Source organism: Streptomyces sp. NPDC001070, assembly GCF_053598835.1.
Genome location: NZ_JBSFLB010000013.1, coordinates 97587 through 113429 on the forward strand (window position 1 = coordinate 97587; position 15843 = coordinate 113429).

The 15843-nt window shown below is 71.5% G+C and carries 12 protein-coding genes and 1 pseudogene; 7 read left to right on the forward strand and 6 right to left on the reverse strand.

Annotation, left to right across the window (positions count from 1 at the left end):
* Window positions 1–365 precede the first annotated feature (365 nt).
* Window positions 366–1592, forward strand: coding sequence for an RNA-guided endonuclease InsQ/TnpB family protein (locus ACWDAS_RS17795; RefSeq protein WP_450391365.1), 1227 nt, complete (start codon window positions 366–368; stop codon window positions 1590–1592).
* A gap of 270 nt (window positions 1593–1862) precedes the next feature.
* The gene (fusA, locus tag ACWDAS_RS17800) at window positions 1863–3878 is read left to right on the forward strand and encodes an elongation factor G (protein WP_450391368.1); all 2016 of its coding nucleotides are present in this window, start codon (window positions 1863–1865) and stop codon (window positions 3876–3878) included.
* 53 nt (window positions 3879–3931) lie between these two features.
* Here the strand turns inward: fusA and ACWDAS_RS17805 are convergent, their stop codons facing one another.
* The 3 genes from ACWDAS_RS17805 to ACWDAS_RS17815 form a co-directional block, all read right to left on the reverse strand.
* Entirely contained in the window at window positions 3932–4219 is a 288-nt protein-coding gene (locus tag ACWDAS_RS17805; protein WP_450391371.1) for a hypothetical protein, read from the reverse strand.
* A 314-nt stretch (window positions 4220–4533) separates the two neighbouring features.
* The gene (locus ACWDAS_RS17810) at window positions 4534–6327 is read right to left on the reverse strand and encodes an FAD-dependent monooxygenase (RefSeq protein ID WP_450391373.1); all 1794 of its coding nucleotides are present in this window, start codon (window positions 6325–6327) and stop codon (window positions 4534–4536) included.
* A 141-nt stretch (window positions 6328–6468) separates the two neighbouring features.
* The gene (locus tag ACWDAS_RS17815) at window positions 6469–6750 is read right to left on the reverse strand and encodes a hypothetical protein (RefSeq protein ID WP_450391374.1); all 282 of its coding nucleotides are present in this window, start codon (window positions 6748–6750) and stop codon (window positions 6469–6471) included.
* A gap of 424 nt (window positions 6751–7174) precedes the next feature.
* Between ACWDAS_RS17815 and ACWDAS_RS17820 the strand changes: the two are divergent.
* From ACWDAS_RS17820 to ACWDAS_RS17835, 4 genes and pseudogenes are all read left to right on the forward strand, one after another.
* Window positions 7175–7470, forward strand: a pseudogene (locus ACWDAS_RS17820) (ISAzo13-like element transposase-related protein); the annotation flags it as partial.
* Window positions 7471–7886: 416 nt separating this feature from the next.
* Entirely contained in the window at window positions 7887–8981 is a 1095-nt protein-coding gene (locus ACWDAS_RS17825; protein WP_450391375.1) for a mechanosensitive ion channel family protein, read from the forward strand.
* A gap of 237 nt (window positions 8982–9218) precedes the next feature.
* The gene (locus ACWDAS_RS17830; RefSeq protein ID WP_450391378.1) at window positions 9219–9581 is read left to right on the forward strand and encodes a hypothetical protein; all 363 of its coding nucleotides are present in this window, start codon (window positions 9219–9221) and stop codon (window positions 9579–9581) included.
* Window positions 9582–9759: 178 nt separating this feature from the next.
* Window positions 9760–10089 (forward strand): hypothetical protein, encoded by a 330-nt coding sequence (locus tag ACWDAS_RS17835; protein ID WP_450391380.1) that lies wholly within the window; start codon window positions 9760–9762, stop codon window positions 10087–10089.
* A 102-nt stretch (window positions 10090–10191) separates the two neighbouring features.
* On the opposite strand, the gene ACWDAS_RS17840 is transcribed toward ACWDAS_RS17835, so the two are convergent.
* Together ACWDAS_RS17840 and ACWDAS_RS17845 are read right to left on the reverse strand one after the other, a co-directional pair.
* On the reverse strand, window positions 10192–10824 hold the full coding sequence (locus ACWDAS_RS17840) for a hypothetical protein (RefSeq protein WP_450391382.1): 633 nt from the start codon (window positions 10822–10824) through the stop codon (window positions 10192–10194).
* A gap of 49 nt (window positions 10825–10873) precedes the next feature.
* Window positions 10874–12058 (reverse strand): low temperature requirement protein A, encoded by a 1185-nt coding sequence (locus ACWDAS_RS17845; protein ID WP_450391384.1) that lies wholly within the window; start codon window positions 12056–12058, stop codon window positions 10874–10876.
* A gap of 304 nt (window positions 12059–12362) precedes the next feature.
* Between ACWDAS_RS17845 and ACWDAS_RS17850 the strand changes: the two genes are divergently transcribed.
* Complete coding sequence (locus tag ACWDAS_RS17850) at window positions 12363–12887, forward strand: universal stress protein (RefSeq protein ID WP_450391387.1); 525 nt, start codon at window positions 12363–12365, stop codon at window positions 12885–12887.
* Window positions 12888–12978: 91 nt separating this feature from the next.
* Here the strand turns inward: ACWDAS_RS17850 and ACWDAS_RS17855 are convergent, their stop codons facing one another.
* A complete protein-coding gene (locus ACWDAS_RS17855; protein WP_450391388.1) occupies window positions 12979–15843 on the reverse strand; it encodes an NHLP bacteriocin export ABC transporter permease/ATPase subunit in 2865 nt (954 codons plus the stop codon).

Below are 15843 nucleotides of genomic sequence, written 5' to 3' on the forward strand. Positions count from 1 at the left end.
GGGCGGCGCGACGCAGAAGGCCCGGTTGACGGATGCTCAGCCGCGCCGGCCGGCTGCGGGCACGGCAGGGCCGGGAAAAACCCGGTGCTCCGTCCCCGCCCCGATCATCTGAAACCTTCGACGATGCTCCGGCCTTCAGGCCGGGGAGGAATCGGACCCCTGCGGAGCAGGGCAAGGGAAGAGGAATCGCCGTCAGGGCGATTCATCGTCTCCACCCACCGGGCCGATGGTGACCTCAAGCAGGTGGACGATCTCGGAGCCGAGGGGCCGCCGGTCGGTGCGGACCCGTTCAACAGGGCAGCCAGGTAGGTCTGTTGGCGGGGGAAAAGAGATCCGCTTCTCATCGCCCATGCTAAATTGACGCAATGGCGACATCATGGAAGGCGGCGGGGGAATCCGGGCACGCCCGGTATACCTACCGGCTGCGCGTGTCGTCGACCGTGCGCACGGCGCTGCTCGCCGAGTGGGACCGCTGCCGGTGGGTGTGGAACGAGTGCGTCGCCAAGTCCCGGCAGGTACACGCCCACAATCGGGCGCACCCGGACGGCAAGCTGACGTGCGGCCCGGCTCAGCTCGACAAGATGCTGACCGAGGCTCGCGCCCGCACGCCGTGGCTCCGCGACGGGGCGAGCGTCCCGCAGCAGCAGATCATCCGAGACTTCGCCAAGTCCCGCTCCAAAGCGCTGAAGGACATCGACAAGCGGCTGCCCATGCGGCAGCGCGCGGGCATGCCGCGCCACAAGAAGAAGCGCGAGGCGCTGCCGACGCTGAACTACACCACCCGGGGCTTCCGGCTGAAGGACGGCCGCCTGCACCTCGCGGGCGGCATCGACCTGACGGTGGTGTGGTCGCGGGACCTGCCGTCCGCGCCGTCGTCGGTGCGGGTGTACCGGGACAGCGTTGGCCACTGGTACGCCTCGTTCGTCGTCGCAACCCAGACGCAGCCTCTGCCACAGACTGGTCGGGTGATCGGAATCGACTGGGGCGTGAAGGAGACCGCGACCACTACATCCGACGCCCACGACCTCCCTCACGCCCAGCATGGGAAAATCGCGGCGCAGCGTCTCGCGCGGTATCAGCGGATGATGGCTCGCCGCCGCCCTGCCAAGAGGCAGGCCGCATCCAAGGGCTACCGCGAGGCGAAGCAGCAGACCGCGAAGCTGCACAAGAAGGTGGCGCGCCGGCGGCAGGACACCGCCCGTAAGTGGGCCAAGCGCGTGGTGCGGGATCACGACGTGATCGCGGTCGAGGACTTCCGGCCGAAGTTCCTCGCGAAGACCACCATGGCGCGCAAGGCGGCGGACGCCGCGATCGGCACGACCAAGCAGGCTCTGATTGAGATGGGCCGCAAGCACGGGCGGGACGTCCGCCTGGTGCATCCCGCGCACACCACCATGGACTGCGCGTCGTGCGGAGCGAGAACCAAGCACGCACTTCCTCTTTCGGAACGTACCTACACCTGCACCGCGTGCGCAGTCGTATCCCCCAGGGACAAGAACTCCGCCCGCGTGATGCTGGTCCGGGCTGGTCTCAACCCGGCTGGTGCCGAAGGCGCAAGACCCCCGGGAGCGCTGCTCCCGGAGGCAGCCTGAGCCAGGAATCCCCTCCCCTTCCGGGAGGGGAGGATGTCAAGCTACGAGGTGATCCTGGTGTCCTCGCCGGCCCGGTGCCGGCTGCGCGGCCGGCACCGGACGCCCGCGACGAACGTCTGACCCCCGCACACGGCCGGAGCCGAGGCCGCCGGCCGGGTACGCCCTGCCGTGCCGCCCGCGCCGTGTCCAGGGGGTTCCCACGGCCCTCCGCGGGCCGTCCCGTCCGGGAATCGCGCGCCCTTTTCCGGATCACCCGAAAGGCCACGGGCCATGCGCACCGTCAATCCGCTGACCGCCGTCCGCAATCTCGGCGTCCTCGCCCACGTCGACGCCGGCAAGACCACCGTCACCGAACGGATCCTCTACCTCACCGGCGCCACCCACAAGCGCGGCGAGGTCCACGACGGCACGACCGTCACCGACTTCGACCCCCAGGAGCGCGACCGCGGCATCACCATCTTCGCCGCCGCCGTGAGCTGCGACTGGGACGGCCACCGGCTCAACCTGATCGACACCCCGGGCCACGTCGACTTCGCCGACGAGGTCGAGCGCTCCCTGCGCGTCCTGGACGGCGCGATCGCGGTCTTCGACGCCGTCGCGGGCGTCGAGCCGCAGAGCGAGTCGGTGTGGCGGCAGGCCGACCGGCACGGCGTGCCGCGGATCGCGTTCGTCAACAAGCTGGACCGCGCCGGCGCCGACCTCGACGCCGCGGCCCGATCGATCCGCGAACGTCTGCGTACCGTCCCGCTCGTCGTCCAACTGCCCGTCGGACGGGAGGACGGCTTCACCGGCGTCGTGGACCTGCTGCGCCTGCGCGCCCTGCTATGGGCCGACGGCCACGGCACGTACACCGAGGGCGAGGTCCCGGACGGTCTGCGGGACGAGGCGCTCCGGCGCCGCCGGGCACTGGAGGAGACGGTGGCGGAACTGCATCCGGCCGCGCTGGAGGAGTTCTGCGAGCGGTCGGCGCTGTCGGAGGCGACGCTGCGCTCCGCGCTGCGCGAGCTGACCCTGTCCGGCGAGGCCGTGGTGGTGCTCTGCGGCTCCGCGTACCGCAACCGCGGCATCGAGCCGCTGCTGGAGGCCGTCGTGGCCTACCTGCCGTCGCCGCTGGACGTGCCGGCGGTACGGGAGGCGGCCGATCCGGCGGCGCCGTTCGCCGGCCTGGTGTTCAAGGTGAACGCGACCGCCACCGGGCGGCTGACCTACCTGCGGGTGTACGAGGGGACGATCGGGAAGGGGGACGTCGTGCTGGACGCGCGGGCCGGGCGCACCGAACGGATCGGCCGGATCCTGCGGGTCCAGGCCGACCGCCACATCGATGTCGACGAGGCGGTCGCCGGGGACATCGTCGCGGTGATCGGGCTCAAGTCCGCCTCCGCCGGAGCGACCCTGTGCGCCCCCGGGGCGCCCCTGGTGCTCGAACCGCCGTCGGTGGCCGCGCCGGTGGTCTTCGTCGCCGTCGAGGCCGCCCGCAACGCCGACACCGACCGTCTCGCCACGGCCCTGGCCCGGCTGGCCGAGGAGGACCCCTCGCTGGCCGTGCGGACGGACCCCGAGACCGGTCAGACGGTGCTGTCCGGCATGGGCGAACTGCACCTGGAGGTCGCGGTGGAGAAGATCCGCCGCGCTCAGGGGGTGGACGTCCGCGTCGGCCGGCCGCAGGTCGCCTACCGGGAGACGCTCGCCGGCGGCGTGTCGGGGCTGCTCTACCGGCACGTCAAACAGGAGGGCGGCGCGGGGCAGTTCGCGCACGTCGTCCTCGACGTCGAGCCGAACGGGGAATCCGGTTTCGCGTTCGCCTCGACGGTCGTCGGCGGACGGGTGCCGAAGGAGTTCGTGCGGGCGGTCGAGGCCGGCTGCCGGGACGCCCTCGCCGAGGGCCCCCTCGGCGGCCACCCCGTGACCGGCGTGCGCGTCACGCTCACCGACGGGGCCACGCACTCCCGGGACTCCTCCGAGACGGCGTTCCGCACCGCGGGCCGACTCGCCCTGCGGGAGGCCCTGCGCAGCGGCGTCATGACGCTGCTGGAGCCGGTCGTCGAGGTCACGGTCACCGTCCCCGACGACGCCGTGGGTGCCGTCCTCGGCGACCTCGCCGCCCGCCGCGGCCGTGTCACGGGCTCCACGACGCGCTCCGGCACGGCGGTCCTCACGGCGACGGTGCCGCTGGCCGAGCTGTTCGGCTACGCGACCCGCCTGCGCAGCCGCACCCAGGGCCGCGGCACCTTCACCACCCGGCCGGGCGGCTACGCCCCGGCCCCGGCCGGGACGGCGACCCGCTAGACGGCGCGCCCGGCTCCGCCCCCCACATGTGCGTGGGGGCGGAGCCGAGTGCGTCAGATGCCTCTGCCGTCCAGGATGTGCAGCAGGTTCCGCTTGCGCTTCTGCTCCGTCCTGAGCTCCGCGACGCAGGCGGCGAAGTCTGCGAGTGTGCCGCGGACTTCGTGGCAGGCCCGCGCCTTGACCAGCAGGTCGGCGACCTCCATGTCGACGGCGCCGCCGGTGCGGGCGGTGCGTGCCGCCACGGCACGCAGATAGACGGCCAGGGCGTCGGCGGGCCGTACCTCCGCCGACCGGTCGGCGAGCCGCGGGAGTTGGGGAAGCAGGCCCCGGTCGGAGGCCACCCAGGCGGCGTCGAAGCCCTCGTCGTCGGTCAGCGCGTCGATCGGAACGGGCCCCGCACCGTGGCGGCCCCGCCGCCCGGCCTCCGCGTCGGCGCGCAGCAGGTCCAGCGCGGGCGGGCGCTCGGCGTCCCAGGTCTCGTGCGCGCGGGCGGCGGCGCGCAGCGCCCGGTACGCGGCGAGCGACAGATCCGTGCGGAAGTGCTCGCGGCGGACGGCGAGGGCCTGGCGGTGCGGCCGTCGCGTGCGTACCGCCCGGCAAGGCGGTCGAGGCTGCGGGACTCAGGTGGTCGGCGCGAGTCGTACTCCGACCGCCGTCATCCGCCGGCGGTGTGCAGGATCTGGTCGAAGGCGGCGGAGAGCACGGTCAACGGGTCGTCGACCGACGCGACGGAGCGGAATGCGATGTGTCCGTCCGGACGGACCAGCACCATACCCGTGGCGGATATCTCCCGCTGCTTCACCCACGCAAGTCGTGTATCGACGAAGTCCACCTCGCCGAGGCCGACCCGGGCCGCGCGCAGCGGGAGGTTCCGCTCCGCGGCGATCTTGGTGGCGGCCTCCACCCAGTCATGGCCGTCTTCGCCGGCGATGAGGGCGAAGTGCCCGCCGTGGACGAACTCGCGCAGGGCCGTGCGTTCACCGGCACGTTCGATCCAGGCGTGGGGCAAGGGGTGTCCGGGCCGTGTGCTGGGCTGGTAGAGGCGGATGTCGTCCAGGGGGGCCGGTGCGGGGGTGCCGTCGCTGACGATCGCGGGGGAATCGTAGGTGTATCCGAAGTCGGTGTTGTGCTGGCGGAACTCCAGGGTCATGTTGCCCAGCCACTGGGTGAACGTGTGCCGCCGCTCTACCGTGCCGGGGACGTCCTCCCAGAACAGCCGCAGCGCGGCCCAGTTCTCCTCGGGGCTCTTGTCGGGGGAGAGTCCCATCGCCTCGGTTGCGCCGAAATGGCTGGCGACGGCCCGCATCGCGGTGTCCAAGTTGCTTTGGTTGACCGGGCGGCGTTCGGCGGTGTAGGTGTCAAGCAGGGCGTCGCCGGCGCGACCCTCGAGGACGGCGGCGAGCTTCCAGCACAGGTTGTAGGCGTCCTGGACGGCCGCGTTCAGGCCAAGACCGCCGGCGGGCGGAACCTTGTGTGCGGCGTCGCCGAGCATGAACACCCGTCCGGCCCGGAAGTCGTCGGCGAGGTAGCCTGCCATGTCCCACTTTGCGATGTTGAGGACCTCGATATCGACATCGGGGAGCCCAAGCGCCTCGCGCCCCCACTGCACCATCTTCTCCGGCTGCGAGGCGTCCATGCCCTCCCCGCTGACGTGCAGGACCCACTCCTTGGAGTTCCGGCCCCACTCGGGGCCCTCCGGTACTAGCGTGGCACCAAAGCCCAGGTGCTGCGGGAACTCGGGGTTGAAGACGAAGAGGAGGACCGAATCCTCTGCCTCCCCGAGATACGGCGAGAGGTCCATGGACAGGTACAAACTGGTCAGTGTCACGATCTTCTCTGTGCCGGTGATCTTGATCCCGACCAGGTCGCCCACGGTCCGTCCGCCATCGGCCCCCAGGAGATAGCTGGACCGGACGGTGTAGGTCTCACCGGTACCGCGGTCGAGGATCGTGGAGGTCACTCCGTCGGCATCCTGTTCCAGATCCACCAACTCGTGGTGGAACCTGACGTGCCCGTGGGAATGCTGCTCCGCGTGCTGCTTCAGGATGGGCTCAGCGCGCAGCAGGGACACGTTCGCTGCGGCCTGCGGACTGGCAGCCACGTAATCGGGGTCGGTGTAGCCCGCGCCCCATGCCTCGATGGACCCGATACGGCGCCCGTGGCCGTTCTCCGGCCCCCCTCCCCCGAGCCCGGAGAAGTACCCGATATGGCTCATGTTCTCCTGAGGGGTGCTCTTCGCCCGGATCTGAGAATCAACGCCCATGTCGGCGAAGATCTCCATACTGCGCTGGTTGAGGATGTGCGCCCGCGGCACATGCGTGGTGCTCGGGTACCGAGTCACCAGCAGGGACTCGACGCCGAGGCGGGACAGGAGAATCGATGAAGTCAAGCCCGCGCCGCCGCCACCGACGATCAGGACGGGAACTTCTACGTCATACTTCTTTGTCATCAGCCTGTACTTTCTCGTGTAATCAGTAACCCATGAAAACGTCCGACCGGAGGCAATCGGGGACGTTGTGGGGAAAGGGAAAGAGACTTCAGCAGAAGGAGGGCGCGCCGGAATCATGCAGTGGCCAGCACGCCTGACGGCTCAAAAGGTGTTCTGGCTGAGCCCGCTGTCCGCCATGCGGGCGAGGCTCTGGTGGAAGGCGCCATCGCGGAGTGCAACCTCTCGGCGCGCGCAGCGACTTCCCGCCCGGGAGGAGCGGCCGTCGCGTTGCTTTCCCCGTTCAGCAGCACCCCAACCGTGCAGCGTGTTTGGTGAGTTGGCAACCCAGGTCAGCGCGCGCAGCGAGAACGGGATCGCCCGTGCCCGGCCACCGCCTTGCTGGCCGGTCGCACCAAAGACCGCAGCGACCTCTTCGTCTGACATTTTCCCTTCCCTTCGAAGACTTCATGAGCCGCACGCAATCTCGACGTTCCGCAGGAACGTTTCGCGAGAGAGGGCGACGAGCCGTACGTGAGCTCGAAGCGGGTTTTGCGTCGAGCGTGCAACAGGGCGGTGACGGACTTCTGACAGGTCTCCAGAGAGTCGGTGCGCTGAGAATCGTATGCAGCACAACGACGGTAGGCGGAGCACTCCTGTCATCTCGTTCTTGCTTTAATCGCCATATTTCACCCGTCGGGTGGCTCACCGTGCTGTGGGTACCCACGCCATGGGTGCCCACAATGAGAAGAAAGGGGCGATCGTGGTGGGCCGGGACCTTCGAAAGCGAGGTCTCGCGGATCTGCACCGACCTCAACACCACGAACACAACCGCCGTCTGATCGCTTGCACCACGAGAAGGGACGCGATCGAATCCGCGGTGTCGCGTGGCAAGCGAGAGGTGCGGGCGGGAGCGGATCCGTCGGTTCGCGTCCGGGCGACGGGGGCGGGTCGCAAGCGGCTGCGGGAGCGTGATCCGGGCCTGGTGGCAACGTTACTGGCCCGGTCGACCCGGATCAGCGCGGGGATCCTGAGTCGCCGCTGCGGTGGACAGTGAAGTCCACACGGAACCTGGCCCCCGAGCTGACCCGGCAGGGGCACCCGGTGGGGCCGGACACGGTGGCAGCGCTGCTGAAAGAGGAGGGGTTCTCCCTGCAGGGCACCAGCGTCTCGTGGCAGGACGGCGTCCCCGGTGTGGGCGGTACGCGCCTTCAGCGCTCGCAGGCAAACGGACAGGGCCGTCGGCGGGCCGGGCACCGTCCGAGCGGTCGGCGAGCCGGAGCCGTCGGGGGAGCCGGGCCCGGCGGGAGGCCTCGCACGCGGTGCCGAGGTCCTCGTCGTCGATCAGCGCGTCGACCAGGAGGGGATGCACGCCGCACCGGACCTTGGCGGGAACCCCACCCTTGCACCGGGGGCCGTATGCGCGCCGCACGCGGGCTGCGGCAGGATGTGTCAGATCACGCCTGGACACCGCGTGTTCGGCGCGCCCCCTCGAAAGTCCCCAGAACGATAAGGCGACAAGTGACGACACAGCACCCCCCGCTCCCCGTGGGTGAATCCGTACGCACGCGGGGAGGCGACCGGTGAACCGCGCCCTCACGCTGCACGATCTGATCGTCGCGGGTGCCGCGATCGCCGCCGGCGCCGTGGCGGGTCTGCTGCTGCGGCTGGCCCTGAAGTGGCTGCGGGAGCGGGCCGGTCGCACAAAGTGGGGCGGCGACGACATCGTGGTCGACGCCCTGCGCACGGTCGTGCCGTGGGCGGCGCTGGCCGCGGGCGCCTGGGCGGCGGCCGCGGTGCTGCCGCTGACGCACGGCGTCGACCGGACGGTCAACAAGGCGCTCGTCGCCGTGATGATCCTGGCGGCCACGATCGCGGCGGGTCGTATGGTCGCCGAGACCGTGCGCTCCCTGGCGCTGTCCCGCTCCGGGGTGGCGGGCTCCGCGACCATCTTCGTCAACATCACCCGTGTCGCCGTGCTGGCGGTGGGCTTCCTGGTCCTGCTGCAGACCCTGGGCATCTCCGTCACGCCCCTGATCACCGCCCTCGGCGTCGGCGGTCTCGCCGTGGCGCTGGCCCTGCAGGACACGCTCGCCAACCTCTTCGCGGGTGTCCACATCCTCGCGTCCAAGACCGTGCAGCCCGGTGACTACATACGCCTCAGCAGCGGCGAGGAGGGCTACGTCGTCGACATCAACTGGCGCAACACCGTGGTGCGCCAGCTGTCGGACAACCTGGTGATCGTCCCCAACGCAAAGCTCGCGAGCGCGATCGCCACCAACTTCCACCAGCCCGGGCAGCAGATGTCCCTCATCGTCCAGGCGGGCGTGGGCTACGACAACGACCTCGAGCACGTGGAGCGGGTGACCATCGAGGTCGCCGGCGAGGTCATGGCCCACGTCGAGGGCGGCGTCCCCGAGCACGATTCGGTTGTCCGCTTCCACACCTTCGGCGAGTCGCGGATCGACTTCTCCGTCATTCTGCGGACCTCGGAGTACGGCGAGCAGTACCGGATCAAGCACGAGTTCATCAAGCGCCTGCACCGCCGCTACCAGGAGGAGGGCATCGAGATCGCCTTCCCGACCCGGAACGTGGTGCTGCGTCAGGAGCAGTCCGACGCGATAACGCTGCCCCACCAGCGCTCGGCCCAGGCGCCCGACCGAACCCGCAGCAGCTGACGGCGGACCCGTCCGTCCAGGGGAACGCGAACCACGGTTCGCGTTCCCCTGACCCGGCCGGGGCGAAGGACGGCCGGTGTGCGCCCCAGGGCCGGTGCCCGGACGGCGACACCCGCTGATCACCAGCCGGGGTAGCGGTCCCGCCAGGGGGGCCCAGCCCGGGACGTACTCGCCGCGGCTCGGGGAGATCTCGGTGATCCAGTCGCGGGCCAGGGTGTCGATGACCCAGAGCGGTTCGTGGCGGCTCACCACATCGACGGGGAAGGCCTCGAAGCCGTGGGCGGCGCCGTGGAAGGCTCCGGTGACCGCCGCGACGGACGCGCCGTCCGGTGCGGCAGCCGCGAACCGCAGCGCCCGGACCAGCTGGGTGCGGACGCCGCTCCCATCGTCTCGCCCAGTGCCAGCCCGATCAGCGTCCCGCGCACCCGGGATGTGGTGCGCGCGCGATCGGTCTTCTCCTGGAGCTCGTTCGCTTCGGTCAAGGCGGCGTACCCTTCGCTCGGGTTCCGGCAGGTGGCGGGGGATCCGACCCCATCGGCGAGGCTGAGCGTGACCGGCAGGGCACAGGTGGTGTTCGAGGTCGGAAAAAAGCGGGTGTAATGGTTCATAACTGGACATGGTGAACATGGCTCGATACGGTCGATGGAGGGCGCTATCCGCCCTTCGAGCCGGTGCCCTGCCGCTCCCCAATCGGGCACGTAAAGCATGGAATTGGGCCTGACCAGGGGCGTGGGACCAGGCACCGCCACCCCGCATGCTTCCGAGAGAGGAAACAGCCATGCGCGCACAGCGATTTCTCGCACTGCTCGCAGGCCCGGTCGCCGTGGGAGCGCTGGCGTTCCTGCCGGCGGCGCCCGCGCAGGCCACGACTGCCGACCACGTGACGGCGGGCACGGTCCAGGCGCAGGCCGCGGGCACCCTCACCCCGCAGTCGAGCGATCGGTACTGGCGCGGTTACAGGGACGGCAGGGACGACGGGCGCTACGACGCCCGCTCGCGCCCCCGCTGCCGGAACCAATGGGACTCGTACCGTCCCTCGAGCTGGAACTCCGAATACCGGCGCGGTTACCGCGACGGCTACCGGGCCGGCTGGAACCGGTACTGCTGATCGCAGCCGGTGAGGGGCTGGGGACCCACCCCGGAGCACCCCGGCTGCGGGATCGACGCCCCAGGGCCCGTCATATACGGGCGTAGTGGTCCACGCAGCGGCTCAGCTCGGCATCGAGGCCCGGCAGTTCGTCATCGCGGATCGCGAACCAGACGCGGTTCTCCATCCAGAAGCGATGCGCGAACTCCTCGAACGACGGCGCGCACCACAGGATCGGCCCGCTGTTCCGCCAAGTCGTCGAGGTCGCAGTCGGATACCTCGCCGTCGCGCCGTGCCTCGTACGGCGAACTCGTAGTCCACGTAGGAGTGCACGACGAACGCTTCGCCCGAGGGCCGGAGGTAGAGGTACCAGATGACGCAGTCCTGCTGATCCCGCAGGAAGCGGACGAGGAAGGCGCCGGGCTCGACCGGGCTCGGCAGCGGATCCGAGATGTCTGTCCAGCAGCAGGTCACCGAGACCTCGTCGGGCGCGTATCGCACTTTCCCGCTCGTGTGGAAGGCCGCGAAGTCCGCGGGCAGCGCGATGCCTTCGGCGGCCGGTCGCGCGGCCAAACCCTCGATGTGCGCGACCTGCTCGGGAACGGGCTCCCCGGTGCCGCCGAGCCATTCGAAGGCGCCCGTGTACCGGGTCGAGTCCAGGGGCGGCAGGCTGTCGTAGGGATAGCACTCACAGGTGTACCGGCAGTCGCGGTAGGCCCCGAGGCCGGCGGCGGGGACGAAGTGCCTGCTGGTCATGGCGGCTGGACGCGGCCGCCGCGGGGCGGCTTCGACCGGCGCCGTCCGTTCAGGGGGCGGCTGCCCGCGCGCCGCCGCGCCCGCCCGGGACGCAGGTCGCGGCGACCAGGAGCGCGGCGGCGACGCCCGTCACGAGGACCGGGGCAGGGGCGAACGTCGCGGCGAGGATCGCCACCGCGGCGAGCGCGTGCACCACGTCGGGCGCGGTGGGGTGCCCGGCGGCCCGGCGGTGCAGGAGCCACACGGACAGGACGAACCCGGCGACGGGCACCGTGTAGGCGGCCGCCGCGCCGTGGGCGGTGAGGTGGCCGTGCCCGGTCGCCTGCGCGACGTTGACGGCGAGTCCGGCACCCACCGCCGCGGCGCAGCCGAAGACCGCGTAGTGGCCGTAGCCCCACAGCGTGGCCGTGGTGAAGCTGTTGAGGCGGCGGGACGCGTTCTGGGCGAAGTACAGCCACCACAGGGCGCAGACGGTGAGGGTGCCGCCCAGCACCAGCGTGGCGATGTCGCCGAAGGTGGCGTCGGTGTCGAGAGCGGTACGCACCGCCCCGGCGGCGGCCGTGATGGACTCGCCCAGCACGATGAGGGTGAACAGGCCGAAGCGCTCGGCGATGTGGCGCGGATGCCAGGTGGTGTGGGCCACCCGCTCGGCCCACACGGGGACCGCGAGCTCGGCCAGGGCGAGGACGATGTGCGCCGGGAGGCGGACGCCGCCCGGCACCACGAGGTGCGCCAGCCAGCCGGTCTGCACCACCAGGATCCCGGCGGCGTACCGCAGACAGCACCGGCGCCGCTCGGGGTCGGAGCCGGCGGCCCGCAGCCACTGGCTGACCATGGCGAGCCGCATGACGACGTAGCCCCAGGTGATGACGGTGTAGTCGCCGTGCTGCAGGGCGGCCGCCGTGCCCGCGGACATGACGAGGGCGCCGCTGATCTGGACGACGGTGAGCAGGCGGTACGGGATGTCGTCCGTGTCGTAGGCGGAGGCGAACCAGGTGAAGTTCATCCACGCCCACCAGATCGCGAAGAACACCAGCGCGTAGCCGAGGACACCGCGCCCGACGTGCCCTCCGGCCAGTTCCTCCTCGAACGCGGCGGACGTCTGGGCGACGGCCACGACGAAGCAGAGGTCGAAGAAGAGTTCCAGCGCGGTGGCGGTGCGGTGCTTCTCGTCGGAGACGCGGGCGACCATCCGCCGCCGCCATGCCGGGGTGGCGGTCTGCGGTGTGCTCACGCCGCTCCCGTCCCCGCGGCGCACGCCGCGCCGCGCCGTCCGGGAGCCGCTTCCTCGCTCACGGCACGCCTCCTCACGTTCCCGGGGACAGAACTCTGCTTCCTCCACTGAGACCGGACGTCCCGCGCGCGTGTGACACACCCCGTGGAACGGGGCGCCGCCGGGCGCGCCGCCCCGTCCCGCGGTGCCGGGGTTGTCACACTTCGCGGGCGGCGCCGGTCGGTAGCGGTGCATGCCCGGTCGTCCTCGTGTGACCGCCTCCGGTTCCCGAGGCCGTCTCCCGTTCACCCCCGAAAGGTTTCTCATGGCAGGCCATGGCGTTCCCGAACCTGTCGGCGACGATCCCCTGGCGCGGTCGTCCACCGCCGGGGAACCGGCTCCCGCGACGGGCGCCGGTCGCACGAGCGTCGACAAGTACGGGGTGCTCGTCGGGTACAGCGGCTCCGCCCCCAGCAGGCGGGCGCTGTCGTACGCGGCCGGAATGGCGCGGCGCACCGGCGCGGCGCTCCTCATCGTCCACGTCGCGAAGGAGAACCCCGTCGCGTCGCTGCTCGGCTACGAGGACCCGGGCGGCGGGTGCGGGCCGCACGGCGGCGGCACGCACAGGCTGCTACGGCAGCTCGCCTGCGAGGACCATCTGTCGGGGCTGCACTGGACCCTCATCCACCGCAGGGGCGCCGTCGCGGAGGAACTGGAGAAGGCCGGCCGCAAGTACCGGGCGAACGCCATCATCGTCGGGCGCAGGCGCGGGGCAGGCATCCGGCTCTTCCGCTCGATCTCCGACCGGCTGGCGCGCAGCGCCCAGCGGCCGGTCATCGTCGTCCCCTGACCGTGCCCGGAGTCGCCCCCAGGTGCGGTGCGTCGCAAGGCGGAGGATCGTCAACGCGGCGTGGGGGCACCCCCCGCCGAAGGCTGGAGGACTAGCTCATCTGGCGGCGCACCAGTTCGTGCAGCCGGCCGCCGGGGTTCGCCAGCAGATCGGCGGGGCGGCCCTCCTCGACGACGCGGCCGTCCGACATGACGATGACGCGGTCGGCGTCCATGACGGTGGAGAGCCGGTGGGCGATGACGATCCGGCTTGCCCGCAGGCCCCGGGTGCTGTCGATGACGATGCGCTGGGTGTCGTTGTCCAGGGCGCTGGTGGCCTCGTCGAGGAAGAGGATGCGCGGCCGCCGGATGAGGGCCTGGGCGATCATCAGTCGCTGGCGCTGCCCGCCGGAGACGGTGCTGCCGCCGGCGATCATCGTGTGCAGGCCCATGGGCATGCGCTTGATGTCCTCGGCGAGACCGGCCATGGCCGCGGCCTCCATCGCCTCCTCCTGCGTGTAGACCTCGGCACCGCAGATGCAGTCGAGGATCGAGCCGGTGAACGGCTGGGCGTTCTGCAGGACGACGCCGCACTGGCGGCGGACCGCGCCCTGGTCGAGGGCGGCCAGGTCCTGGCCGTCGTACAGGACGCTGCCCGAGTCGGGCCGGTCGAAGCCGATGAGGAGCCGCAGCAGGGTGGACTTGCCGCAGCCGCTGGGACCGACGATCGCCACGAACTCGCCGGGGCCGACCCGCAGGGAGACGTCGTCGAGGACGAGGGGGCCGTCGTCGGAGTAGCGGAAGGAGAGGTTGCGGGCCTCGATCGCGCCGGAGAGGGTGCCGGGCTGCGTGCTGCCGCCCCGCACTTCGGGGGACTCCTCCAGGATCGGCTTGACCTGCTCGTACATCGGCAGTACCGCCGCGGCCGACAGCAGCCCGCCGGTGAGCTGGGTGACCGAGGTCAGCAGCATGGTCATCGCGGTGCTGAAGGTGAGGAAGCCGGAGGCGGACAGGGAGCCCCGGGCCGGGCCCGCCAGCAGCATGAACATGATGAGCGAGCAGAGCGGCAGGTAGACCGCGTTGAGGACGGTGGTGATGTTCTTGATGCGGCCGGCGCGCCGCTGGAGCTCCCGGCTGCGGGCGAACCGGCGCGCCCAGGCGGCGTACGCGAAGCTCTCGGCGGCGGCGACGCGCAGCTTGGGAAGACCGCGCAGTGTCTGGAAGGCCTCGTTGTTGAGCTTGTTGCCGAGTTCGACCAGCCGTCGCTGCCAGCGCAGTTCCCACAGGCCGAGGCTCAGGAGCACGGCGCCGATGACGACGAGCATGCCGAGGGCGGCCAGCGCCAGCGGGACGCTGTAGAGGAGCAGCAGCACCAGGTTCATGCCGCCGACCGTCGTCGCCTGGACGGCGACCGGGCCGACCCCGGCGAGCACCCGGCGGATGGCGCTGATGCCCATGGCGGCACTGGCGAGTTCGCCGGTGGAGCGGCCGGCGAAGAACCCGGTCGGCAGGCGCAGCAGCCGGTCCCACACGGCGGGTTGCAAGGTGGCCTCGATACGGCCCTCGATGCGCAGCACGGTGAGGTTCTGCATCAGCATGAAGGCGGCGCACACGATGCCCGTGACGACGACGGCCAGGGCGGCCTGCACGATGAGCCCGGTCTCCGCGCCGGGCACGTACGTGCCCAGGACCTGGCCGGTGGCGATGGGCACCAGGGCGCCGAGCCCGACCGTGACGAGGCTGCTGAGCACCAGGTTGCGCAGATCGCTCCCGGAGCCCCGGAGGCTGAAACGGAGCAGCCGCAGCAGCCCGGCGTGCCGTTCGGGGAGCGGTCGGTAGAGCATGACGGCGCGCTGCTCGAAGTCCTCCGCGTTGTACTCGGAGACGCGGCCGCGGCTGCTGCCGCCGGGCCCGACCGCCTCGTAGCCGCCGCGCCGCCACAGCAGGGCGACCGGGGTGCCGGAGGCGGCGCGCCGGCCGACGAGGGGCCCGATGTTCTCCCGCCACCAGGGGCCGTCGAGCCGCACCGCCCGGGTGCGGATGCCGGAGGTGACGGCCACGCGCTCGACCGGGTCCATCCGGTCGCTGACGGCGCCGCTGCGCGACGGCGGGGTCAGGTTGATCCCGGCGGCCTCGGCGACCTGCCGGCACACCGCGTACGTGGTGTCGTCGGAGGCCTGGGCGGTACGGGAGGCCGTCCTGCGGGTTGTGGTGATGGAGGCCAGCAGATCGCGGTCGGCCTGCTCGCGGACGGCCTCTCCCGCCTTGATGCCCGCGGCCGTACGGTCCTCGTGGGCGCGTTCGAGCCCCTCGATCCAGCGGTCCAGGGTGGACAGCAGCCGGTACTGCTGGTTGACCATGCCCTGCCACATCGCGCCGTCGACGAGCAGATCGCCCGCCGCCTCGGCGGAGTACGCGGCGCCGTACTGCACGCTGCCCGGGGAGACCGGCAGCCACAGGATGTCGTCGTCGGCGACGTGCTCCTCCGCCGTCGTGCGGCCGTCCAGCGGGGCCTCGAACAGCACGCGCTGGCCGCGCCCGACGCCGAGAGCGAAGGCGTGCTCGAGCAGGCTGAGGGCCAGCTCCTGGGTGTCGTACCCGGCGCCGTACGGGCCCTGCTGCGCCCAGCCGTCGCCGTACGCCGCCTGCTGCGGGTTGGGCGGCCGGTACAGCTCGCGCAGCGGGACGCGGCGCAGGAAGCAGCCCTGCAGCGGACGGCCGACGAGGGTGTGCCGCGGCCCCTCGACCGGGCCGAGGAGGAGGGTGCCCGGCTCCAGGCGGCCGAGGTAGTGCCAGTGCCCCTGCTGCGCAGCGTCGACCGCGAACAGGTCGAGCGCGCCGGCCACCACGAGCCACAGCACGTGCGGCCCCTCCAGCGAGAGGCTGCGCAGGCCGGCGCAGTCGACGGGGGTGCCGAGCCCGCCGAGCGCGGTCAGGACCGGGTCGTCGGTGGCGGTGCCGGGCTGTACGGGGATCAC